The organism is Nocardia jejuensis NBRC 103114, assembly GCF_001613145.1.
Lineage (GTDB): Bacteria > Actinomycetota > Actinomycetes > Mycobacteriales > Mycobacteriaceae > Nocardia > Nocardia jejuensis.
Genome location: NZ_BDBU01000034.1, coordinates 104,233 through 126,187, shown reverse-complemented (window position 1 = coordinate 126,187; position 21,955 = coordinate 104,233). Strand labels below are relative to the sequence as shown.

Here is a 21,955-nt window from a genome sequence, read left to right as displayed (position 1 = left end):
CTCCGCGGTCGCGGCCGCCGTGGCCGACTCCGCCGCGAAGGTGGCGGTCCAGCTCGAGCAGGTCGTGGCCGAGGCATCGGCGCGGCGCGACGAATTGGTCCGCCGCCGAACCGAATTCGCCGCTCAGGTGGAGCAGACGAAGGAGCGCTCCCGCGCGCTCAACACCCAGCTGGCCCAGCTCACCGATGCCGTGCACCGCGACGAGGTGGCCCGGGCGCAGGCGGCGCTGCGGATCGAACAGCTCGAAACCACCATCTCCGAACAATTCGGCCTCGCCCTGGACGATCTCATCGCCGAGTACGGCCCGGACGTGCCGATGCCGCCCAGCGCGCTGGAACTGATGGAATACGCGCAGGCCAAGGAGCGCGGGGATCAGGTCAGCGAACCCCAGCCGATGCCGTTCGACCGTGCCACCCAGGAACGCCGGGCCAAGCGCGCGGAGAAGGACCTCACCACCCTCGGCAAGGTGAATCCGCTGGCGCTGGAAGAGTTCTCGGCGCTCGAGGAACGCTACAACTTCCTGGCCACGCAGCTCGAGGACGTCAAGAAGGCGCGTCAGGATCTGCTCGACGTGGTCGAGGAGGTGGACGCGCGCATCCTGCAGGTCTTCACCGAGGCGTGGGAGGACGTGGAGCGCGAATTCGTCGGCGTCTTCGGGAAGCTGTTCCCCGGCGGTGAAGGACGGCTGCTGCTGACCAACCCCGCCGACATGCTCACCACCGGCGTGGAGGTCGAGGCGCGCCCGCCCGGTAAGAAGGTCAAGCGACTCTCGCTGCTGTCCGGCGGTGAGAAGTCGCTGACGGCGGTCGCGTTGCTGGTGGCCATCTTCCGTGCGCGGCCCTCACCGTTCTATGTCATGGACGAGGTCGAGGCCGCCCTCGACGACACCAACCTGCGCCGGCTCATCGGGCTGTTCGAGCAGCTGCGCGAAAAGAGTCAGCTGATCGTCATCACCCACCAGAAGCCGACCATGGAGATCGCGGACGCGCTCTACGGTGTCAGCATGCGTGGTGACGGCATCACGCAGGTGATTTCGCAGCGCATGCGCGGGGAGAACCTGGTCGGTTCCGCGGCAACCTGATTCCCGCTCAGCGGGAGTGAAAAAGGCCACCCCGCGAGGTTGTGAAACATGATCACGTAGGACTGTGCGCGCGAATACCGTGCGGTGCTTATGAGACGTTCTATCGCAGGTATCGCTCTTGGTGTCGCAGCAACCCTCGCCATCCCGCTCCCGGCCGCGCTGGCCGACAGCGGCTCGTCCTCTCTGTCCGGAGGCGGCGGATCCTCCTCGCTGTCGGGCGGCGGATCCGGGTCCGGCGGCGGCAGCGGCAACCTGCCCAGCTACAGCCAGTGGATCTCCGACGTGACCACCGTCGCCAACGCCGCGCAGAGCTACCTCACCGGTGCCATCCCGGGCGCGAGCAAACCGGCCATCGTGTTCGACATCGACAACACGGTGCTCGAAACCCAGTACAACCCGGGCCCGATCACCCCGGCGATCCCGCCCATGCTGGCGCTGGCGAAATGGGCGAAACAGCAAGGCGTGGCGCTGTTCTTCGTGACCGGACGGCCGTCGCTGCTGAACATCTACTCCCAGGTCAACCTGACCGCGGTCGGCTACTCGCCCACTCAGGTGTACGGCGGCGGACTCACCACCGGCTCCAGCGGTGCGGCGGCGCTCGAGGCCTACAAGACCGCCACCCGGGTGAGCATCGAGGGGCAGGGCTACACGATCGTCGCGAATATCGGCAACAGTGCGTCGGATCTGGCGGGCGGGCACGCTCAGCAGACCTTCAAGCTGCCCGATTACGACGGGGCACTGGCGTGAGCCGAGGTTCGGAAGCAAATCCTGAATGAGCTTGTGCCCTGAAGGGATTCACGCTCGCCCGTCGGCGTGTGCACCATCGCGTCGACGGGCGCGCATCGCGCCTCGACCGTCGAGATCGCGCGTATTCGCCACAGTGAGCTCGTTCGGTGCCGGGAGTGCGAGCCGATCGGTGCTACCGCACAGGTCTGAAATGCTCTCCGGCCCGGCCGATCACGTCGTCCAGCACCTCGCGTGACCGCTGCAGGTCGGCGATGGTGCGATCGATTCGGTCACGCTCCGAACGCAATTCGGTGACCAGCTTGGGCGTCGCCCGCTCGTTCGCGCCGCCGTCCGTATCGCGCATGCAGGGCAGGATTTCGGCGATCTTCTTGCCGTTCAAGCCCGCCGCGAACAGTTCCTGGATGTGGATCACCCGATCGACCGCGAGCTCGGAGAAATCGCGCTGCCCTCCCGGGGTGCGTTCGGAGGCCAGCAGATTCTGCTCCTCGTAGTAGCGCAGCGACCGCTCGCTCACGCCGGTACGCCGCGCCAACTCGCCGATGCGCATGCCGCTCACCAGGCCTTTCGAATCAGGGCTTGCCTCTCACATCAATGTCAGGTTTTACGGTACCGGCATGACGAACACAGAGGCGCTCTTCACCCCCGCCCGCATCGGTGACCTGGAGCTTTCGCACCGTCTCGTGATGGCCCCGCTGACCCGCAATCGCGCGGCGGCGGACGGCACTGCGACCGAACTCATGGCCACCCACTACGCGCAGCGGGCCGGAGCCGGACTGCTCATCGCCGAGGGCACCACACCCAATCGCGTCGGACAGACCTACGCCGACATCCCGGGCATCTACAGCGACTCGCACATCGCGGGCTGGCGCCGGGTCACCGACGCGGTGCGCGAGCGCGGCGGGCGAATGTTCCTGCAGCTACAGCACGGCGGGCGGGTGGGCCACCCGGACAACAGTGGGCTGGTGCCCGTCGCTCCCTCGCCGATCGCGCTCCCGGAGACCATTCACACCGCGAGTGGGCCGCAGGACGCGGTCGTTCCGCGGCAGCTCACTACCGCCGACATCGCGGACACCGTGGCGGATTTCGTCACCGCCGCGCAGAACGCCCTCGCCGCGGGATTCGAAGGCGTGGAGATCCACAGCGCCAACGGTCATCTGCTGCACCAGTTCCTGTCCGAGAACACCAATCGGCGCACCGACCGGTACGGGGGCTCGATCGAGAACCGGATTCGATTCAGCGTGGAGGTGGTGACCGCGGTCGCCGATGCCATCGGGGCGGATCGGGTCGGCGTGCGGATCTCGCCGCGCGGGACCTTCAACGGCATCCAGGAGGGCGATACCGAGACCATCTACGAGGAGCTGGTCACCGCTCTGGCCGGGGAGAACCTCGCCTACCTGCACATCGTTTTCGCGGACCCGAAAGACGCTCTGTTCCAGCGGATCCGCGAGATCTGGCCCGGTGTCCTGATGGCCAACCCGAATCTGGGCTGGGGTGTACCGCTGCCCGAGGACGGCGGGCGAGGAGCCGCCGCGGATCTGGTGGCCGCCGGAGCCGACCTCGTCGCACTCGGCCGGTCCTTCATCTCGAACCCGGACCTGGTCGAACGATTGCGGGTGAACGCACCGCTCAACCGGCTCCGGGACGAGCCGCTCATGTACGTCGGCGGGGCCGACGGCTACACCGACTACCCGACCCTCGCGCAGATCGAGGCGGGTGAGCGCGCGGCGTGAGATGCCGAAGACGGGACCGGTTCGACGCCAACGGATTCATCGCGCGAGTCCGCCGGGCCGAGCAGGTGGGTGCTACGTGGTCAGCAGGGGTTTCAGCTGTGCGGCACCGGATTCGGTGAGCCAGGCGCGAAGTGTGCGCAGGCCCGGATGAATGTCGCGGAGCGCGGGGATATCGGCGTGCCAGCCTTGGCCCTGCCTGGAGAGCCGGTGCACCGCGGAGATCTCCGGACCGAGTCCGGCGGCCTCGTCTTCGCCGATCTCCTGGTACCGGACCTGGTGGCCGGTGATCTCGGTGATCAGTTCGGCCGCGGTGGACGGGGTGAGTGCGTCTCCGGCCAGCTCGAGGGTGCGGCCATGGAAGCGCTCGGGGTCCGTGAACGCCAGCACCGCGAACGCCGCCACGTCGTCGACGGCGATCATCTGCAGCGGCCGGTCTGCCGGGAACAGGTGGCGGTGCAGACCATCGGCGATGCCGTCGACCGGGAACCCCTGCATCAGATAGTTCTCCATGAAGCGGACCGGACGCAGAATCGTCCAGCGCAGCCCACTGGAGCGCACCGCCTCCTCGATCCGGCGCTTTCCCTTCGCGCCCCACTGACTTTCGAGCTCGAACGAGGCGACACCGGTGAATACGAACTGCTCGACGCCGGCTACTCGCGCCGCCTCGAGCAGACGCTCCCCGCGCGTGGCCTCCAATTCCACATCCCAGCCGTCCGGGCCGAACGCGGCGGGTGGCACCGCGAAGACCGCGCCGACACCGGCGACCGCCGCCACGAGTGAGTCGGGCCGGTCGAAATCGCCGACGACCAGCTCAGCGCCCGCCGCTGTGAGTTGCTGTGCCGCCGCGGATTCCGGGTCACGCACGAGCGCCCGCACCGACCGCCCAGCCGCCAGCAGCCCCCGCGCGGTCGCGCCTCCTTGCTTACCGGTCGCGCCGGTGACCAGGACGAGCCCATTCCGATCAGACATTTTCACGCATTCCTTCGGTAGTATTCGGGTCGATCAACCCGTATCCGGACGCTACGAGCGCCCCCACCGGGTCCGCCAGTGCCGCAACAGGAATCGCGTAACGAAATGACCCCCGCACCGCGTACTCGAACCATCTCCGCGGCCGGGCTCGCCGCTGCCCGGAACGCCGGGCCCGCAGCCCGTTCGACCGGACCCAGAGCAGACGATGCGAGCCGTCCGGGCGCGACGCCGAACGTTCCTGACGCGACCGTTCCCGGGAGCGCTCCGAATGCCCGCGTCGATGCCCGCCGGAACCGGGCCCTCGTTCTGGCTGCCGCACAGCGGGCCTTCGCCGAGGCCGGGCTGTCGGTGTCACTGGCGGAGATCGCTCGCCGGGCGGGTGTCGGCGCGGGCACCGTGCATCGCCATTTTCCCAGCAAGACCCATCTGCTCGAAGCCGTGATGCAGCAGCGCATCGACCGGCTCACCGCCCTGGCCGTAGGATTCCGCGACGCACCGGACGCCGGTGCCGCCTTCTTCGCCTTTTGCGCCGAGGTGGTGACCTCCACCCCCGGCAACCAGGCCCTGTGCGACATGGTCGAGAGTGACGGCTGGCCCAAGGAACTCCTGCGAGACGCCGGAGTCCGCTTCCACGCCGCTCTCGGGCACCTCCTCGCCGCCGCCCAGCGCCAGCGCTCCGTGCGCCCCGACCTCACCGTCGCCGATGTGCTGGCCTTGTTCACCGGTTGCATCGCGATCCAACGCCTGGACCCGGGCCCCACTCTCGCGCGTCCCGCCGCAATGGTGTTGCAGGCCATGCGCGCTCACCCCCGCCCGACCGCGGTCACGAAACTCGGAACATCGCCCACTCGCCGTGACGAAACTCCGCCCCGTGACGAAACCGCCCATCCCTGCTGCCCGATCTGCGCCACCCCCATCCACCCCATCGGCACCGGCCGGCCACCCCGCTACTGCTCACCCGCGTGCCGTCAGAAGGCCCACCGTCGTCGCCGAGCCGCGGCGCTCGTTCCGTGACCACCGGCACCGTGCGCACACCGGGCTCGAGTGCGGGAATCGTGTTGCGCGGACAAGGGGTCCCGCCCGCGCTCCGAAGACCCTCGCGCTGAACGACTTTCGCTGCCACCCGCCGGGCGGCGGTGTGTCACTCCGTCGAATGCCCCGGTGGGCGTAGCCCGTCCATCATGATGGTCATCACGCGGTCGACGGCGTCGGTGTAGGACTCGTTCTCACGGGTGTAGACCTGCACGGTCATCAGCAGTGCCACGTCGTCGGGGCCGATGTCGGTGCGCAGGTCGCCGTCGGCCTGGGCGCGGGCTGTCATGCGCCGCACCAGATCCACGACTCCGGCGCGCATGTCGAGCAGGCGCGGGTCCGCGTGCATGGCCTGGTGCACCGAGGGGCCGATCGCCGAAGACTGTGCGCCGAGCTGCATTTCGACGCATTCGCGCAGGAACCGGCGCATGCCGAGCCAGGCGGTGCGCTCCTCTCGCCACGCCGTGGCCGCCAGGTCCGCGAGCCGTTGCAGGTGGGCTCGGGCGGTGGCGATCAGCAGCGCGTCCCGGTCGGGGAAACGGCGATACAGGGTGCCGACTCCGACTCCGGCGCGTTCGGCGATCTCCTTCATCGGCACGTCGGTGCCGCGCTCCCGGAAGACCGCGAGCGCCGCGTTCAGGATCTGGTCGCGATTGCTGCGCGCGTCGGCCCGCAACTGCTCGGTCGTCGGACTCACCTCCCACTAAGTGGACGAAATTGTTCCGGTTAGCGTAGCATCGGCCTAAGCGGACGAAATTCGTCCACATATCGTCTGGGTGGTACTCATGAGCACATCGGTTCTGATCTCCGGAGCGGGCATCGGCGGTTCGACGCTGGCGTACTGGCTCGGCCGCAACGGTTTCGACGTCACGGTGGTGGAACGCGCCGCCGGGCAGCGATCGAGCGGAAACCCCATCGACGTCCGGGGCCCGGCCCTGGACGTGGTGGAACGCATGGGCGTCATGCCCGCATTGCGCAAGGCGGCGACCGGCGCGAACCGGCTCAGCTTCCTCGACGGCGCGGGCGGCCGGCGCGCCTGGGTCGCCATCGGCAACCCGGACCGTGCCGCCGTCGAGGGCGAAGTGGAGCTCGCCCGAGCCGATCTGGCGAGCGTCCTGCTCGACGCGGCCCGACCGCACGCCGACATCCGCTGGGGCGACACGATCACCGGCCTCACCTCCCGTGCCTCGGGCGTGGACGTGAGCTTCGGTGACGGCGACCCGGCGACCTACGACTACGTGATCGGTGCGGACGGACTGCACTCCAACGTCCGGAACCTCGCGTTCGGCCCCGAACGGGAATTCGTGCGGCACATGGGAATGTACGTCGCCACCCTCCGGGTCGACCGCGCCTACGGCGGCGAGAACGAGGTGGTCATGCACAACACCCCGGGTCGATCGCTGTCCGTGCATCCGGCGGGTGGAAAACCGCTCGCCGCCTTCATCTTCCGGCGCTCGCTCGCCTCCGGCGTCGATCACCGCGACCTCGGGCAGCACAAGAACCTGGTGCTCGAGGCCTTCGAGGGCCGGGCCGGAATCTTCGGTGCGCTCCTGGATCAGGTGCGCGCCGCCGAGGACATGTACTTCGACTCGGTGAGCCGAGTTCGCCTGCGGCGCTGGTCCACCGGCCGCACCGCGCTGCTGGGCGACGCCGCCTCCAGCGTCTCGCTCTTCGGCGAGGGGTCCAGTCTGGCGATCGCGGGCGCGCACACCCTCGCCGAGGAACTGACCCGTTCGCCCGGTGACCCCGGCGGAGCCCTGGGGCGCTACGAGCGGCGCCACCGCACGCTCACCGGTCCGAAACAGCGGGCCGTGCGTCTGGCCGCCGCCATGATCGTGCCCGGCAGCCGTCTCGGAATCCGGTTGCGCGACACGGCCGTGCGATTCATGCCCGGTATGTGATGAGCCCGGGGTCGGGCTGCGAGAAACAGTGCCCGCGGAGCGCTGCCGGTTCAGGCCGTAATCGCAACACGTCGTCGAGTGCATCTGATGGTGTGCTGAATCCGACTGTTTGTCGAGGGCGTCCGTCGAGTTCATCGGCGATGCCTGGAAACTCGGTATCGGCGAACTGCGGACGCGTTCGCCGGGTCGCTTCCGACCCGGGCCGTGATGTGCGCGGGCGTCCACCCTCGCGCGAAATCGTTGTGTGCGTTGGCAGTCCGTCACCACGGGGCACGGTCATCGAATCGCCCCTGCTGCGATCCGATGACACTGCGCCGCCCAGCTCGATGTCAGAGCAGATCGCTCACGTCGTTGGGGACGTCCACGGCGTATTTGCGCAGGGTGTCCATCGGGACCACCTCGAGCGCGTTCTCGTGGGTGGCGGCCAGAATCACGGGTGCGGCGACGCCGTCCTCGTGTGCGTGCAGCCAGCGCACCGCCACCACGCACCAGCGGTCGCCCGGTTGTAAGCCGGGGAAGTTGTTCTCCGGCCGCGGGGTCATCAGATCGTTGCCGATCGACTTCTGATGCTCCAGGAATTCCGCGGTCACCACGGTGCACACGGTGTGGCTGCCAAGATCCTCGGGCCCGGTGCTACAGCAGCCGTCCCGGTAAAAGCCGGTGAGAGGATCGGTGCCACACTCCTCCAGCGGTCCCCCAAGCACATTTCGATCGGTCACGTCGCCGATCCTATTGTCTCGGTGTCGCATTCGCCGCGCCTTGGGCACTGTGGTGCGTTCTCGAGCAGACTGGACGGTTGTAAGCCGAGTTCAGGACCGGTATCTCGGCGTGTCCATCGTTCATTCGCAACTTTGTGTGCTAGGCCACAGCGCCCGCGGCCCGTCCGAACACGGTGACGCAACTCGTCGGTAGGTGTGTGAATCGGGCAACCGCGGAGCCTCTGAAAGGATGGGGGTGTGACTGCACAAGCTTGGATCCTCATTGCCGCTATCGCCGCGGTGCTGCTGGTTGCGTTCGTGTCCGGGTTCGTCCTGTACAAGCGCCGCCGCATCTCCCTCACCGAGGCCGCTCCCGAGACGAAGGAGCTGGCCGACCGGTCGGGTGGATACGCGGCATCGGGAGGGTTCAGCTTCAGCGAGGGCGGGGGCACGGCCACCCTGCCCAAGCCCGAACCCGAACCCGTGCGGATCGAGCGCACCGACGACGAGGGCCAACCGCACATCGGCGACGACGCCGCCGTCCCGCGCGATTCGGGACGACGCGGGATCACCGACGTGCGGCTGCCGGATCCGCTGCAGGGCCCCGAACTCGCCCCCGGTGACGCCGAGGCCGCCGAGGTCGATGCGGCCGCCGCGGCCGCTGCGGCCCCCGATGCTGTCGCTACCGCCGACTCCGCTGCCGTCACCGACGTCGAGTCCGCGAGCGCGCCCACCGAGACCGCCCCGCTCGACACCGTCGCGCCCGCGGAACCGCTCGCCCCCGTCGAGGCCCCGGCCGAGGTGTTCGAGCCCGCCGGCCCCGACGTGGCCCCGGCCGACATCGTTGTCATCCCCGAGATCGAGCCCACCGCGGGTCGCCTCACCAAGCTCCGCGGCCGCCTCTCCCGCTCCCAGAACGCCGTCGGCAAGTCCCTGCTCGGCCTGCTCGGCGGCGGCGACCTCGACGAGGATTCCTGGGAGGAGATCGAGGACACCCTCGTCATGGCCGATATCGGCACCGCCGTCACCGCGACGATCGTGCAGCGCCTGCGCCAGGAGATGGCCTCGCACACCGTGCGCACCCCCGCCGAGGCGCGCGCGATCCTGCGCTCGGTGCTCGTGGAGGCGCTGCGCCCGGAGCTGAATCGCTCCATCCGCGCCCTGCCGCACGACGATCACCCGGCGGTGCTCCTGGTCGTCGGCGTGAACGGCACCGGAAAGACCACCACCACAGGCAAACTCGCGCGAGTACTGGTCGCCGACGGTCGCCGCGTACTACTCGGCGCGGCGGACACCTTCCGTGCCGCCGCCGCCGATCAGCTGCAGACCTGGGGCGAGCGCGTCGGCGCGGAGACCGTGCGCGGCAAGGAGGCCGCCGATCCGGCGGCCGTCGCCTTCGACGCGGTCAGCGCCGGTATCGAGCGTGGCGTGGACGTGGTGCTGATCGACACCGCGGGCCGCCTGCACACCAAGACCGGCCTGATGGACGAGCTGGGCAAGGTCAAGCGCGTGGTGGAGAAGCGGGCCGAGGTGGACGAGGTGCTCCTGGTGCTCGATGCCACCGTCGGCCAGAACGGCCTGACCCAGGCCCGGGTGTTCGCCGAAGTCGTGAAGATCACCGGTGTTGCCCTGACGAAGCTGGACGGAACGGCCAAGGGCGGCATCGTGTTTCAGGTGCAGCACGAGCTCGGCGTACCGGTGAAACTGGTCGGTTTGGGTGAGGGCGCGGATGATCTCGCTCCGTTCGAGCCCGGCGCGTTCGTCGACGCCCTCCTCGGATAAACGCCTCTGACCTGGTTCAATCCAGGGGAACAGCATCAGCCTCACCCACCCGCCGTAACAGCGGTGAGAACTCGGAAACGTGACTGCAACACTGCAATCTCATCCGTTCACCTAGGTGAAACGCCGCAGGATCACGGATGAAACACCGACTGAGGAACCTCATTGCAGGCTCGTTCGCCGCGTTATCGGCCGAGCTCGAGATGAGGAGGACTTCAAGGTGGCGTTTCCCACAATGGGTGTGCCGGATACCGGCGACACCGCATGGATGCTGGCCAGCGCAGCACTCGTGCTTCTGATGACACCTGGACTCGCGTTCTTCTACGGCGGCATGGTCCGTTCGAAGAACGTGCTGAACATGATCATGATGAGTATCAGCTCCATGGGCGTGGTCACCGTCCTGTGGGTGTTGTACGGCTTCTCCATGGCATTCGGTGAGGACAAGGGCAACTTGTTCGGCGACCCGGCACAGTATTTCGGCCTCAAGACCCTGTTCGGCGGGACCTACCTCGCCAGCGCCACGGACGCGTCGGTCACGATGAACATCCCGTTGGTCGGCACCATCCCCTCGACGGTCTTCGTGGCCTTCCAGCTGATGTTCGCGATCATCACGGTTGCCCTCATCTCGGGCGCGGTCGCAGACCGCCTGAAGTTCGGTTCCTGGCTGCTCTTCGCGGCCGTGTGGGTCACGGTCGTCTACTTCCCGGTCGCGCACTGGGTCTTCGCCTTCGACGGCGTGACCGGTGAGCACGGCGGCTGGATCGCCAACAAGCTCAAGGCGATCGACTTCGCGGGCGGCACCGCGGTCCACATCAACGCCGGTATCGCCGGCCTGGTCCTGGCGATCGTCCTCGGCAAGCGCAAGGGCTGGCCGCAGACCCCCATGCGCCCGCACAACCTGCCGTTCGTGATGCTCGGCGCGGGTCTGCTGTGGTTCGGCTGGTACGGCTTCAACGCCGGTTCGGCCGTCGGCTCCAACGGCATCGCCGGCGCCACCTTCATCACCACCACCGTCGCCACCGGTGCGGCCATGCTCGCCTGGCTGCTGGTGGAGAAGTTCCGTGACGGCAAGCCCACCTCGCTGGGCGCCGCCTCGGGCATCGTGGCCGGTCTGGTCGCCATCACCCCGTCCTGCTCCTCGGTCAACGTGGTCGGCGCGCTCGCCATCGGCCTGGTCGCCGGTGTGCTGTGCGCCCTCGCGGTCGGCCTGAAGTACCGCTTCGGCTTCGACGACTCGCTCGACGTGGTCGGCGTGCACCTGGTCGGCGGCATCGTCGGGACCCTGATGGTCGGTCTGGTCGCCGCGCCGGAGGCCCCGGCTGCCGTCAAGGGCCTGTTCTACGGTGGCGGCTTCGATCAGTTCGTCAAGCAGGCGGCCGGAGCGGGCGCTGTGCTGGCGTTCTCCGGTATCGCGACCCTGATCATCGCGCTCGCCATCAAGTACACAATCGGTCTCCGCGCGGACGAAGAAGCGGAGTTCACGGGCTTGGACGAGTCCGAGCACGCTGAATCGGCATACGATTTCGCTGCTGTGGGTGGCACGGCACGTTCCACCGCCGTCAAGGAGGCATGACGCATGAAACTGATCACCGCAATCGTCAAACCGTTCACGCTGGAAGATGTGAAGACCGGCCTGGAGCAGGCGGGCGTGCTCGGCATGACCGTCAGCGAGGTGCAGGGCTACGGCCGCCAGAAGGGCCACACCGAGGTCTACCGCGGTGCCGAGTATTCGGTCGACTTCGTTCCGAAGGTGCGAGTCGAGGTAGTCGTGGACGACGCGTCGGTCGAGAAGGTCGTCGAGGTCATCGTCGAAGCGGCTCGCACCGGCAAGATCGGTGACGGCAAGGTCTGGGTCACCCCGGTCGACGCGATCATTCGCGTCCGCACCGGTGAGCGCGGCTCCGACGCTCTCTGACAGATCCAGGAAGCGCTCGGTAAGAGTTAGCGAGAACAAGGGGCGGCCCCGGCCTCCGTCGGTGTCGGACCGACGGATCCGGGGCCGCCGCTTGCGCTCGAAGAACTGAATGAGATGGGTGGTGGGTTGTGGGTTTCGAGCACGCACGCGACGAGAAGGTCTCCAATGGCGCTTCGGATCTGGTCCGGGCCCGAGATCAACTGCTCGCCGAGCACAGCGGCCACGGCCGCAGCTCGCGACTCGAGCCCGAGACGCTGCGCCAGGCGCTGGTGGATCTCTACGAGTTGTGGCTGACCACCAAGGGCCACGAGGTCGGCATCACCGCCGACAGCGGGTTGGCCATCGTGGCGGTCGGCGGACTCGGCCGGCGCGAGATGCTGCCGTATTCGGATCTGGATCTGGTGCTGCTGTACGACGACGTCGATCCGAAACGGGTCGCCGAGGTCGCCGATCAGCTCTGGTATCCGCTGTGGGACGCCCACATCAAGCTCGATCACAGCGTCCGCACGGTGCCGCAGGCGCTGCGCGTGGCGGCCGACGATCTCACCGCCGCGCTCGGCATGCTCGAGGCCCGGCACATCGTCGGCGACGACGGGCTGAGCAATCTGCTGATCAGCGGGGTGCGCCGGGACTGGCGCACCGGAATCCGCTCGCGGTTCGACGCGCTCATCGCCCAGGCCGAAACCCGCTGGCGCAAGAGCGGAGAGATCGCGCATCGCGCCGAACCCGATCTCAAGAACGGGCACGGCGGGCTGCGGGACATCCAGCTGCTGGACGCCCTCGCCATCGCACAACTGACCGATGCCATGCCGGGGCTCGGTCCGGACGTGCCTGGCGGCGGGCTGCTGCAGGCGCACAGAAGGTTGCTGGACGTTCGCACGGAGCTGCATCGGGTGGCGGGGCGAGCCCGCGACCAACTGCGGGCCCAGGATGCCGACGAAATCGGCGCGGCCCTGCGCATCGGTGACCGATTCGACCTCGCCCGAACGCTCAGCGATGCGGCGCGAACCGTCAGCTACTCCGCTGACGTGGGACTGCGCACGGCAGCTAACGCGCTGCCGCGGCGCGGGCTCGCGCGACTGCGCCGCGTCCCGGTGCGCCGACCGCTCGATGAGGGGGTGGTCGAGCATTCCGGTGAGGTGGTGCTGGCGCGCGATGCCCGCCCGCAGCGCGATCCCGGTCTGATCCTGCGGGTCGCCGCGGCCTCCGCGCAGACCGGTCTGCCGATGGCCGCGAACACGCTCAACCGGCTCGGTGAGGACGCGCCCGAGCTACGCGAGCCGTGGCCCAAGGAGGCGCTCAACGATCTGCTGGTGCTGCTGGGCGCGGGCCGCGGCGCCATCGCCGCCATCGAAGCCCTGGACCGAACCGGCTTGTGGGGCAGGCTCTTTCCCGAATGGGGTGTGGTGCGGGACCTGCCCCCGCGCGACGCCATGCACACCTGGACCGTGGATCGGCACCTGATGGAGGCGGTCGCGCAGGCCGGCGCGCTCTCCACCCGGGTGTCCCGGCCGGACCTGCTGCTGATCGGCGCGCTGCTGCACGACATCGGCAAGGGCCGCACCGAGGACCACAGCGTCGTCGGCGCGGAATTGGCCACCTCGATCGGGCGGCGACTCGGGCTGTGGCCCTCGGACGTGCGCACGCTCTCGGCGATGGTGCGTCATCACCTGCTGCTGCCCGATACCGCGACCCGGCGCGACCTCGACGATCCCGCGACGGTGAAAGCCGTGGTGGAGGCGCTGGACGGTGATACGCACCTGCTCGAATTGCTGCACGCGCTCGCCGAGGCGGATTCGCTGGCCACCGGTCCCGGAGTCTGGAACGACTGGAAATCCTCGCTCATCGGAGAATTGGTTCGGCGGTGCCGGATGTCGATGGCGGGCGAGGAACTTCCCGAACCCGAGACAATTCCGGATGATCTTCGCGCCCGTGCGGAAACGGGCGGCGTGCACGTGGAATTGAAACCGGGAGACGGGCGATACACGCATGTGGTGACCGTCGTGGCTCCGGATAATCCGGGATTGCTGTCCGATGCCGCCGGAGTTCTCGCGCTGCATTCTCTACGGGTGTTGTCGGCGAATCTCGTGAGCGTCGGAAAATCGGCGATCGATACATTCGTGGTCGCGCCTCGATTCGGTGATCCGCCGGACGCCGGACTGCTGCGCCAGGAATTGATCAGGGCCATCAACGGTGATCTGGACCTGGTGTCGGTCCTCGCGCGCAAGGAGCGCGAGGCCGGTGGGACGCAACCGAATCCGTTCGCGCAGGCCCAGCCGCGGGTGTTCTGGTTCCCGACCGCCGAGCCCGGGCGGGTGCTGCTGGAATTGCGTGCCGAGGATCGAATCGGGCTGCTGTCTCGTTTGGCGGCGGCGTTGGCCGACGCCGGGGTGAATGTTTCCTGGGCGAAGGTGGTCACGATGGGCGCCGCGGTGATCGATTCCTTCTGCCTGGATCTCGGCGCGGACGACACGCCGGAACGCCGCGCGAGAATCGAGTTGGCGGTGCTTGCGGTGGTGCCTCCGCAACAACCGAAGAAATCACCGGAATCGGACACGGAAAACGGATCTGCCACTGTTTTCTGACCGGCGGCCCGGGTCCTGAATTAACTGGCAAACCGTACGTTTGCCAGTTAACTCAATTGTTGCGAGTAATTTGCTGAAATGCATGTCGAGTGACGCTCGCCACACCTTAGGCTCCCCTGAGCACTGTGTGGGTCGCGCACCTCGGGTGCGTGAACACCGCGAGCACGAGGGGAGCGGTAGGTGGCGATAGAAGTGGACTCCGCGTCGATGATGACCAGCGATGTGACCCCGCACATTGCCCGCTGCGTCGGAGGTGATCGCTGGGTCGTGTCCTGGTTGCCCGGCCGAGCCCTCTCCGGTCCGCAGGCGGTGACCGCCATGACCATCGCCTCGGCCCTGGCCGGTGACGCGCCCGAGGAACCCGATTGGACCGAACTCGACGTCATGGCCCGCGAACTCGGACTCACCGCCCGCGAGGCGGTCCTGATGGTGGCTGCGGAGAAGCACGACCTGCGCCGCCCGCGGGTGCGTCCGCGTTCACTCGAATAGCCACTGCAATATGCTGGAATAACAGCTCGGCTCAGATCCCACTACCCTGGTATCTCGAGTGACGTCCGTCGAGATACCAGGAGCGCGATCGGTGTTCGAATCCCTTTCCGACCGGTTGGCCGGTGCCCTCAAGGACCTTCGAGGAAAGGGGCGCCTGTCACCGGCCGATATCGACGCGACCGCACGTGAGATCAGGCTCGCCCTGCTCGAGGCCGACGTGGCGCTGCCCGTGGTCCGCGGTTTCATCTCCCGGGTCAAGGAGCGCGCCAAGAGCGCCGAGGTCTCCGCGGCGCTGAATCCGGCCCAGCAGATCGTCAAGATCGTCAACGAGGAACTCGTCGGCATTCTCGGCGGCGAGACCCGGCGACTGCGGTACGCCAAGAACCCGCCGACCGTCATCATGCTGGCCGGTCTGCAGGGCGCCGGTAAGACCACGCTCGCGGGCAAGCTCGCGAAATGGCTGAAGGGCCAAGGGCATCAGCCACTGTTGGTCGCCTGCGACCTGCAGCGACCCGGCGCGGTCACCCAGCTTCAGGTGGTCGGCGAGCGGGCCGGGGTGCCGGTCTACGCGCCGCATCCGGGCACCTCGATCGGCGGCGGCGACAACCCGCTCGGCATCACCGCCTCCGATCCGGTCGCCGTCGCGCGCGACGGTATCGAGGAGGCCAAGCAGAAGCAGTACGACATCGTCATCGTCGATACCGCGGGACGCCTCGGCATCGACGACGAGCTGATGTCGCAGGCCGCCGGCATCCGCGACGCGGTGAATCCCGACGAGATCCTGTTCGTGCTCGACGCCATGATCGGCCAGGACGCGGTCGCCACCGCCGAGGCGTTCCGGGACGGCGTCGGCTTCACCGGCGTCGTGCTCACCAAGCTCGACGGCGACGCCCGCGGTGGCGCGGCGCTCTCGGTGCGTGAGATCACCGGCCAGCCCATCCTTTTCGCCTCCACCGGTGAGAAGCTCGAAGACTTCGACGTCTTCCACCCCGACCGCATGGCCTCGCGCATCCTCGGCATGGGCGATCTGCTCACCCTGATCGAGCAGGCCGAACAGGTCTACGACGCCAAGCAGGCCGAGGAAGCCGCCCGCAAGATCGGTTCCGGCGAGCTCACCCTCGAGGACTTCCTCGAGCAGATGCTGGCCATCCGCAAGATGGGCCCGATCGGCAACCTGCTCGGCATGCTGCCGGGCGCGGGCCAGATGAAGGACATGCTCGCCCAGGTCGACGACAAGCAGCTCGACCGCGTGCAGGCCATCATCCGCGGCATGACCCGGGCCGAGCGCGACAACCCCAAGATCATCAACGCCTCCCGCCGCCTGCGCATCGCCAACGGCTCGGGCGTCACCGTCACCGACGTCAACCAGCTCGTCGACCGCTTCTTCGAAGCCAAGAAGATGATGGGCGCGATGAGCCGCCAGTTCGGCCTCCCCGGTGGCCGTGGCGGCAACAACAAGAAGGGCAAGGGCGGCAAGAAGGGCAAGAAGGGCGGCCGCGGCCCCACCCAGCCCAAGATGCGCGGCGGCTTCCCCGGCATGCCCGGCCTCCCCGGCGGCATGCCCGACATCTCCAACCTCCCCGCAGGTTTGAACGAATTGCCGCCCGGGCTGGAAGGTTTCGACCTCAGCAAGCTGAATTTCCCCAAGAACTAGGGACTCTCGCACAGAGCACTCGGGTCCGTCGCTTCACGCGACGGGCCCGAGTGCTCTGTGCGGCAGTATGTCTCGGCTCCGGCGATCTCGAGATGACGCCCAGTGCCACCGGCTCGGGCATCGTTGTGGGAGAGGCCCGGTCGATGCCGGTCACCGGCGGTCGATTCGGCTTCCCTGCACAGTGTTCGAGAGTGCCGGGGCTACGCCGCCGGGCGCGCTGTTGCGTACGGTCCCGAGCGCGCGGATCGGCGACTGTCCCATGGCGCTGCCGCTCGCGATGAACAGGATCGTGTTCGAGGAAGGTTTCCCGACTTCGCACAGGTATCGGGAGGTGTATCGCAACCGCTACGGGCAGACTCCGGCTCGGACACGCGAGGGATTCGGTGGCGGGCCGGGGCGCACCGCGCGAACTCCGGGCGTCGGTGATCTTGCTCCGGGGTGCGCAGTAGTTTGTAGTGGAGCATGGTTCGTGTCGAGACACTGCGTGCGAGGAGGCCGATGATGCGTCTGCATTTTCGCGGGGTGGTATTGCCCGGGGACGAGGTGCGCGATCTCTGGGTGCACGACGGGGTGATCGGGTTCGAGCCGATCGCCGAGGCCGAGACGGTGCACGCGTCCGGATGGATCGTGCCGGGGCTGGTCGACGCGCACTGTCACGTCGGGATCAAATACGGTGGCGGAGACGAGGATCGGGACGGGGCGATCGCGCAGGCCGAGGTCGAGCGGGATGCGGGGGCGCTGCTGCTGCGTGATGCGGGCTCGCCCATCGACACCCGGTTCATCGACGATCGTGAGGATCTGCCGCGGATCATTCGCGCCGGCCGGCACATCGCCCGGCCGCGCCGCTACATTCGCGAACTGGGCATCGAACTCGATGACGAGCGGGACCTGCCCGCGATCGTTGCCGAACAGGCACGGCGCGGGGACGGCTGGGTCAAGATCGTCGGGGATTGGATCGACCGGGCCGTCGGCGACCTGCGTCCGCTGTGGAACGACGCCATCCTGAAGGAGGCCATCGACGCGGCCCACCGCGAAGGGGCGCGGGTGACCTCGCACGTGTTCGGCGAGGAGGCGCTCGTCGGGCTGCTGGACGCCGGAATCGACTGCATCGAGCACGGCACCGGTCTGACGCAGGACACCATCGCCATGATGGCGGCGAACGGCACCGCACTGGTCCCGACGCTGATCAATATCGACACCTTTCCCGAAATCGCCGACGGCGCGGGCAAATTCCCGGTGTATGCCGCGCACATGCGCGACCTGCATCGCCGTTCCCGCGAGACCGTCGCGCTCGCGCGCGAAGCCGGTGTGCCCATCTACACCGGGACCGACGCCGGCGGGTCCATCCCGCACGGGCGGATCGCCGATGAGATCGTCGCGCTGACCGGTGCCGGATTCTCCGCGCACGACGCGCTGGGCGCATCCTCCTGGAATGCCCGATCCTGGCTGGGGCACGTCGGTATCGAACCCGGTGCGCCCGCCGATTTCGTTGTGTACCAGCAGGATCCACGACTGGACCTCGCCGTGTTGAACACTCCGTCCTGGGTGGTGCTGCGCGGCCGGGTGTACGACCGCCGCGACCCGGTCACCGCCTATCGGTGAGGTGCTGCCGGAGGAGTTTGTGCTGGGCCGCGCCCGCCATCCAGCGGGTGATTCCGGGCAGGATTCAGTAGAGGCCGTCATGGCGAGTCGATCCGAGTCCGGGGCGCCCGGTCGGTGCGGAAGTCCGGACCGCGGAGCTCACTCGCCTGGATGCGGGCGAGCTACTCGGCGCCCTGAAAAACTCATTCTTCCAACAACTTTCGCAGCACATCCAGGTTCGCGCCGACCGCCGATCTGACCCGGGACGTCAGGACCGGGCCGCCGAGCCGCAGCGCGCCGCGCACCTGCAGCTCGATCACATTGCGCAGCAGTGTGTTTCCGTCCGCGGTCCTGGACAGGTCGTAGGAGACCGTCGCTGGGAACGGCCCCAGCTGTCCTCGGATCGTGAGCCGCTCGGCGGGTTCGAAGCGCACGACCTCGAACTCCTCGACCGCGTGATCGGGAATCGTCCGGGTCTGCCGATACCTGGACCCCACCCCGACCGGCCCGTCGGAGGTCTTGACGGTGTCGGTGATCGCGTAGTTCCAGCGCGGCACGTTCTCGAACGCCGCGAGGTAGGCGAAAACGTCTTCGGGCGCTCGCCGAATCGTCAGGGTGTTCTCGAAGGTGCTCATGCCGGATGCAGCATTCGCCGCCCCCGACCTATTCCGCCTTCGCCGCGTGAATCGGTCACCGGACCAGCTTCTGGTGCGGCGCAGGGGAATGCGAGGTTCGGTGGTGGCATCACGCGGTCCGCTCGCCGCCCGCGCCGGTCGCGGTGCGCGTGGATACTTCGATGCCGATCCGACCGGTGGGGTTGCCGGGCGCGGTAATGTGCCGACGCGACAGGGATTTCGGCGAGGGTGGGGCGGGCGCGCCCCCGGAGGACGTGCATGGAAACCATCAATGACGTGTTCGCCGAGTTCGCGGCGATTTTCGCGGGGGAGATCGAGGCGACCGAGGAGATCGTCGACGCCGATCGGCTCGCGCGCGAGCGGCTCGATTTCTCGGTGGAGAGTCTCGAGGCGGTGGACGAGTATCTGGCGCACCTGCGAGAGGTGCTGCCGGAGGAGGCCGGTGGGGCCGAGTGGAGCCGGACGATTCTGTGGGGTGGCGCGTATCTGGGCGAGGTGATGCGCAGGAATTCGCCGCGCGGACTGGAATGGGTCGACTACGACGACTTCGTGACGGATTTCCCCGAGACGCGGGCGCTGCTCGGCGAGGAACGGGCGCTGGAGGTCTGTGCGTTCCTGACCATGGGCGACGGCGGATTCACGCTGCCGATCAACAAGGTGTGCCGGTTCCTGGCCGAGGGGCCCGAGAACAGCGTGCGGTTCTACGCCTCGGTGGAGTGCGCGGGGGAGCAGCCGCAGGATTGAGCGATCGGGATTACCGGTCTCGCGATTCCGCCACACGGATTAAGTGAATGGGTCACACTTCACATGTTTTGTAGGTCCACACTGTGAGGAGACGACCTTGGGTTCCGTCGAAGGTCTGCTGACCGGCATTCTGGCCGGTTTGATCGTGAAGCTGCTGACCTCGGGCAGCGACCGCTAGGTAGCGCGCACCGAGAAAAGCCCTGCACGTCCGCAAGGCGCTGCGGCCCACCGAGTCCTCCCTCGACCCGGTGGGCTGTGGCATTTCCGGAGCCGATTTCTTCGTCCGCGACCGGTCTGGCAGAATGGACGACCGTCCTCCTCTTGGACAGTGCAGCCCGTCTCCGGTTACGTACCGCGCGGCGGTCACACACTCAACGCAAAACCGGGCCCGTACTCGTGCGGGCTGCTGAATTGCGGCCGTGACCACTCGGCCGACCCCTCGCGGGCCGGCCACCACCGAAAGGCACAGCTAATGGCTGTCAAGATCAAGCTGACCCGTCTGGGCAAGATCCGCAACCCCCAGTACCGCATCGTCGTCGCCGACGCCCGCACCCGTCGTGACGGTCGCGCCATCGAGTCCATCGGCATCTACCAGCCGAAGGAAGAGCCCTCGCTCATCGAGATCGATTCCGAGCGCGCGCAGTACTGGCTGAGCGTCGGCGCCCAGCCCACCGAGCCCGTGCAGCGTCTGCTGGAGATCACCGGCGACTGGCAGAAGTTCAAGGGCCTCCCGGGCGCCGAGGGCACCCTGAAGGTGAAGGCCCCGAAGGCCTCCAAGCTGGACCTGTTCAACGCCGCGCTGGCCGCCGCTTCCAGCGAGCCGACCGCCGAGGCCACCACGCCGAAGAAGAAGGCCGCCAAGAAGGAAGAGGCTGCTGCCGAGGCTCCGGCCGAGGCCGCTGCCGAGACCCCGGCTGCCGAGTAATGACCGCCATGGTCGCCGATGCCGTCGAGCACCTGGTGCGCGGCATCGTCGCCAATCCCGATGACGTGCACGTCGAGCTGATCACCAGCCGACGTGGCCGGACCGTCGAGGTGCACGTGCACCCCGAGGATCTGGGCAAGGTGATCGGTCGCGGTGGCCGTACGGCTACCGCACTGCGCACCCTCGTCGCCGGTATCGGCGGTAAGGGCATTCGCGTCGACGTGGTCGACACGGATCAATAGATGGAACTCGCCGTCGGTCGGGTCGCCAAATCGCACGGTGTGCGTGGCGAACTCGTCGTAGATGTCCGTACCGACGAGCCGGAACTGCGGTTCGCGCCCGGCAGCCCGCTGACAGGCAGGCTGCCGCGCGCGAAGCAGTCCCAGAATTTCGTGGTGGAGTCGGCCCGGGAGCACTCGGGCCGGCTTCTGCTGCGTCTGGAAGGGATCGCGGATCGCACCGGCGCGGACGCGTTGCGCGGCATGATCTTCCTCGTCGATACCGCCGATCTGCCGCCCTCGGCGGATCCGGACGAGTACTACGACCACGAACTCGAGGGCCTCACCGTGCAACTCGGTGACGGCACCGTCGTGGGCGCCGTCAAGGAAGTACTGCATTCCGCTGCGGGAGAACTGCTCTCGATCACCGCCGCCGAGGCGTTCCCGCCCGCGGGCCGGGAGATCCTGGTGCCCTTCGTGAATGCCATCGTCCCCACCGTGTCCGTCGCGGACGGTCTGATCGTCATCGATCCGCCCGAAGGTCTGCTGGATCCGGAGTGACGACGATGCGCATCGACGTCATCACGATCTTCCCCGAATACCTCGAGCCGCTGCGAACGGCCTTGCTGGGCAAGGCGATCGACAAGGGTCTGCTCGAGGTCGAGGTGCACGATCTGCGCGGTTGGACGCACGACGTGCACAAGTCCGTCGACGACACCCCCTACGGCGGCGGACCGGGCATGGTCATGAAGCCGACCGTCTGGGGCGAGGCCCTGGACGAGGTCTGCCCCGACGAGGCCCTGCTCGTGGTCCCCACTCCGGCCGGTGTCCCCTTCACTCAGGCCACGGCCGAACGCTGGTCCACCGAATCGCACGTGGTCTTCGCGTGCGGCCGCTACGAGGGCATCGACCAGCGCGTATTCGATGATGCCGCGAAACGTGTTCGCGTGGAGGAAGTCTCCATCGGCGACTACGTGCTGATCGGCGGCGAGGCGGCGGTGCTGGTGATGACCGAGGCGTTCGTCCGCCTCATCCCGGGCGTGCTCGGCAATCAGCAGTCGCACGAACAGGATTCGTTCTCCGACGGTCTGCTCGAGGGCCCGTCCTACACTCGCCCGGTCTCCTGGCGCGGCCTGGACGTCCCGGAGATTCTGCTCTCGGGCAATCACGCCAAGATCGACGCTTGGCGGCACGAGCAATCGCTCGAGCGCACCCGGGAGCGTCGCCCCGACCTGCTTCCGCCCGGCTGAATTCGCTGTCCCGTGCCGGATT

Annotated in this window: 22 protein-coding genes; 17 read left to right on the top strand and 5 right to left on the bottom strand. The window is 67.9% G+C overall.

Annotated features, from left to right (window positions below; all coding sequences use genetic code 11):
- A partial coding sequence (locus tag NJ1_RS26325; protein ID WP_157574214.1) for an AAA family ATPase occupies positions 1-1,081 on the top strand: 1,081 nt, incomplete at its 5' end.
- 90 nt (positions 1,082-1,171) lie between these two features.
- Complete coding sequence (locus NJ1_RS26320; RefSeq protein ID WP_067699063.1) at positions 1,172-1,828, top strand: HAD family acid phosphatase; 657 nt, start codon at positions 1,172-1,174, stop codon at positions 1,826-1,828.
- 172 nt (positions 1,829-2,000) lie between these two features.
- On the opposite strand, the gene NJ1_RS26315 is transcribed toward NJ1_RS26320, so the two are convergent.
- Positions 2,001-2,375 (bottom strand): MerR family transcriptional regulator, encoded by a 375-nt coding sequence (locus NJ1_RS26315; RefSeq protein ID WP_067699061.1) that lies wholly within the window; start codon positions 2,373-2,375, stop codon positions 2,001-2,003.
- A gap of 67 nt (positions 2,376-2,442) precedes the next feature.
- On the opposite strand from NJ1_RS26315, the gene NJ1_RS26310 reads away from it, so the two are divergent.
- Positions 2,443-3,558 carry an alkene reductase gene (locus NJ1_RS26310; RefSeq protein ID WP_067699059.1) on the top strand — a complete coding sequence of 372 codons (1,116 nt, stop codon included), beginning with the start codon at positions 2,443-2,445 and terminating at the stop codon, positions 3,556-3,558.
- Positions 3,559-3,630: 72 nt separating this feature from the next.
- Here NJ1_RS26310 and NJ1_RS26305 read toward each other — a convergent pair whose 3' ends face one another.
- Positions 3,631-4,527, bottom strand: a complete 897-nt coding sequence (locus NJ1_RS26305) for an NmrA/HSCARG family protein (RefSeq protein WP_084478846.1) — start codon at positions 4,525-4,527, stop codon at positions 3,631-3,633.
- A 105-nt stretch (positions 4,528-4,632) separates the two neighbouring features.
- Here NJ1_RS26305 and NJ1_RS26300 point away from each other — a divergent pair, with 105 nt between their 5' ends.
- A complete protein-coding gene (locus NJ1_RS26300) occupies positions 4,633-5,541 on the top strand; it encodes a TetR/AcrR family transcriptional regulator (RefSeq protein WP_084478844.1) in 909 nt (302 codons plus the stop codon).
- Positions 5,542-5,668: 127 nt separating this feature from the next.
- On the opposite strand, the gene NJ1_RS26295 is transcribed toward NJ1_RS26300, so the two are convergent.
- Complete coding sequence (locus NJ1_RS26295; RefSeq protein ID WP_067699057.1) at positions 5,669-6,256, bottom strand: TetR/AcrR family transcriptional regulator; 588 nt, start codon at positions 6,254-6,256, stop codon at positions 5,669-5,671.
- An 88-nt stretch (positions 6,257-6,344) separates the two neighbouring features.
- On the opposite strand from NJ1_RS26295, the gene NJ1_RS26290 reads away from it, so the two are divergent.
- On the top strand, positions 6,345-7,460 hold the full coding sequence (locus tag NJ1_RS26290) for an FAD-dependent monooxygenase (RefSeq protein ID WP_067699055.1): 1,116 nt from the start codon (positions 6,345-6,347) through the stop codon (positions 7,458-7,460).
- Positions 7,461-7,789: 329 nt separating this feature from the next.
- Here NJ1_RS26290 and NJ1_RS26285 read toward each other — a convergent pair whose 3' ends face one another.
- A complete protein-coding gene (locus tag NJ1_RS26285; protein ID WP_067699053.1) occupies positions 7,790-8,179 on the bottom strand; it encodes a DUF2237 family protein in 390 nt (129 codons plus the stop codon).
- Between the two features lie 237 nt (positions 8,180-8,416).
- On the opposite strand from NJ1_RS26285, the gene ftsY reads away from it, so the two are divergent.
- The 7 genes from ftsY (at position 8,417) to NJ1_RS26245 (ending at position 18,182) form a co-directional block, all read left to right on the top strand.
- The gene (ftsY, locus tag NJ1_RS26280; RefSeq protein WP_067699051.1) at positions 8,417-9,940 is read left to right on the top strand and encodes a signal recognition particle-docking protein FtsY; all 1,524 of its coding nucleotides are present in this window, start codon (positions 8,417-8,419) and stop codon (positions 9,938-9,940) included.
- Positions 9,941-10,172: 232 nt separating this feature from the next.
- On the top strand, positions 10,173-11,510 hold the full coding sequence (locus NJ1_RS26275; RefSeq protein ID WP_157574216.1) for an ammonium transporter: 1,338 nt from the start codon (positions 10,173-10,175) through the stop codon (positions 11,508-11,510).
- A 3-nt stretch (positions 11,511-11,513) separates the two neighbouring features.
- The gene (locus NJ1_RS26270; RefSeq protein ID WP_040811017.1) at positions 11,514-11,852 is read left to right on the top strand and encodes a P-II family nitrogen regulator; all 339 of its coding nucleotides are present in this window, start codon (positions 11,514-11,516) and stop codon (positions 11,850-11,852) included.
- A gap of 128 nt (positions 11,853-11,980) precedes the next feature.
- A complete protein-coding gene (locus NJ1_RS26265; protein ID WP_067699048.1) occupies positions 11,981-14,437 on the top strand; it encodes a [protein-PII] uridylyltransferase in 2,457 nt (818 codons plus the stop codon).
- A 180-nt stretch (positions 14,438-14,617) separates the two neighbouring features.
- Positions 14,618-14,926, top strand: coding sequence for a hypothetical protein (locus tag NJ1_RS26260; RefSeq protein WP_245717589.1), 309 nt, complete (start codon positions 14,618-14,620; stop codon positions 14,924-14,926).
- 91 nt (positions 14,927-15,017) lie between these two features.
- On the top strand, positions 15,018-16,580 hold the full coding sequence (ffh, locus tag NJ1_RS26255; protein ID WP_067699046.1) for a signal recognition particle protein: 1,563 nt from the start codon (positions 15,018-15,020) through the stop codon (positions 16,578-16,580).
- Positions 16,581-17,078: 498 nt separating this feature from the next.
- A complete protein-coding gene (locus NJ1_RS26245; protein ID WP_067699042.1) occupies positions 17,079-18,182 on the top strand; it encodes an amidohydrolase family protein in 1,104 nt (367 codons plus the stop codon).
- Between the two features lie 182 nt (positions 18,183-18,364).
- On the opposite strand, the gene NJ1_RS26240 is transcribed toward NJ1_RS26245, so the two are convergent.
- Positions 18,365-18,796 (bottom strand): SRPBCC family protein, encoded by a 432-nt coding sequence (locus tag NJ1_RS26240; RefSeq protein ID WP_067699040.1) that lies wholly within the window; start codon positions 18,794-18,796, stop codon positions 18,365-18,367.
- Between the two features lie 258 nt (positions 18,797-19,054).
- On the opposite strand from NJ1_RS26240, the gene NJ1_RS26235 reads away from it, so the two are divergent.
- The 5 genes from NJ1_RS26235 to trmD all read left to right on the top strand — a co-directional run bounded on the left by NJ1_RS26235 (position 19,055) and on the right by trmD (position 21,933).
- Positions 19,055-19,540 (top strand): hypothetical protein, encoded by a 486-nt coding sequence (locus NJ1_RS26235; protein ID WP_067699039.1) that lies wholly within the window; start codon positions 19,055-19,057, stop codon positions 19,538-19,540.
- Positions 19,541-20,012: 472 nt separating this feature from the next.
- A complete protein-coding gene (gene rpsP / locus NJ1_RS26230; protein ID WP_067699037.1) occupies positions 20,013-20,465 on the top strand; it encodes a 30S ribosomal protein S16 in 453 nt (150 codons plus the stop codon).
- Positions 20,465-20,707, top strand: coding sequence for an RNA-binding protein (locus NJ1_RS26225; RefSeq protein WP_067699035.1), 243 nt, complete (start codon positions 20,465-20,467; stop codon positions 20,705-20,707). Before rpsP ends, NJ1_RS26225 begins: the two co-directional genes overlap by 1 nt.
- Complete coding sequence (rimM, locus tag NJ1_RS26220; RefSeq protein WP_067699033.1) at positions 20,708-21,244, top strand: ribosome maturation factor RimM; 537 nt, start codon at positions 20,708-20,710, stop codon at positions 21,242-21,244.
- Between the two features lie 5 nt (positions 21,245-21,249).
- On the top strand, positions 21,250-21,933 hold the full coding sequence (trmD, locus tag NJ1_RS26215; protein WP_067699105.1) for a tRNA (guanosine(37)-N1)-methyltransferase TrmD: 684 nt from the start codon (positions 21,250-21,252) through the stop codon (positions 21,931-21,933).
- Positions 21,934-21,955: the final 22 nt, after the last annotated feature.

What these genes read in the sequence shown, in the direction of transcription:
- NJ1_RS26320 (WP_067699063.1), top strand. Translation starts at nt 1,172, where the DNA reads ATGAGACGTTCTATCGCAGGTATCGCTCTTGGTGTCGCAGCAACCCTC.
- NJ1_RS26315 (WP_067699061.1), bottom strand. Translation starts at nt 2,375, where the DNA reads ATGCGCATCGGCGAGTTGGCGCGGCGTACCGGCGTGAGCGAGCGGTCG.
- NJ1_RS26310 (WP_067699059.1), top strand. Translation starts at nt 2,443, where the DNA reads ATGACGAACACAGAGGCGCTCTTCACCCCCGCCCGCATCGGTGACCTG.
- NJ1_RS26305 (WP_084478846.1), bottom strand. Translation starts at nt 4,527, where the DNA reads ATGTCTGATCGGAATGGGCTCGTCCTGGTCACCGGCGCGACCGGTAAG.
- NJ1_RS26300 (WP_084478844.1), top strand. Translation starts at nt 4,633, where the DNA reads ATGACCCCCGCACCGCGTACTCGAACCATCTCCGCGGCCGGGCTCGCC.
- NJ1_RS26290 (WP_067699055.1), top strand. Translation starts at nt 6,345, where the DNA reads ATGAGCACATCGGTTCTGATCTCCGGAGCGGGCATCGGCGGTTCGACG.
- NJ1_RS26275 (WP_157574216.1), top strand. Translation starts at nt 10,173, where the DNA reads ATGGGTGTGCCGGATACCGGCGACACCGCATGGATGCTGGCCAGCGCA.
- NJ1_RS26270 (WP_040811017.1), top strand. Translation starts at nt 11,514, where the DNA reads ATGAAACTGATCACCGCAATCGTCAAACCGTTCACGCTGGAAGATGTG.
- NJ1_RS26245 (WP_067699042.1), top strand. Translation starts at nt 17,079, where the DNA reads ATGATGCGTCTGCATTTTCGCGGGGTGGTATTGCCCGGGGACGAGGTG.
- NJ1_RS26240 (WP_067699040.1), bottom strand. Translation starts at nt 18,796, where the DNA reads ATGAGCACCTTCGAGAACACCCTGACGATTCGGCGAGCGCCCGAAGAC.
- NJ1_RS26235 (WP_067699039.1), top strand. Translation starts at nt 19,055, where the DNA reads ATGGAAACCATCAATGACGTGTTCGCCGAGTTCGCGGCGATTTTCGCG.
- rpsP (WP_067699037.1), top strand. Translation starts at nt 20,013, where the DNA reads ATGGCTGTCAAGATCAAGCTGACCCGTCTGGGCAAGATCCGCAACCCC.
- NJ1_RS26225 (WP_067699035.1), top strand. Translation starts at nt 20,465, where the DNA reads ATGACCGCCATGGTCGCCGATGCCGTCGAGCACCTGGTGCGCGGCATC.
- rimM (WP_067699033.1), top strand. Translation starts at nt 20,708, where the DNA reads ATGGAACTCGCCGTCGGTCGGGTCGCCAAATCGCACGGTGTGCGTGGC.
- trmD (WP_067699105.1), top strand. Translation starts at nt 21,250, where the DNA reads ATGCGCATCGACGTCATCACGATCTTCCCCGAATACCTCGAGCCGCTG.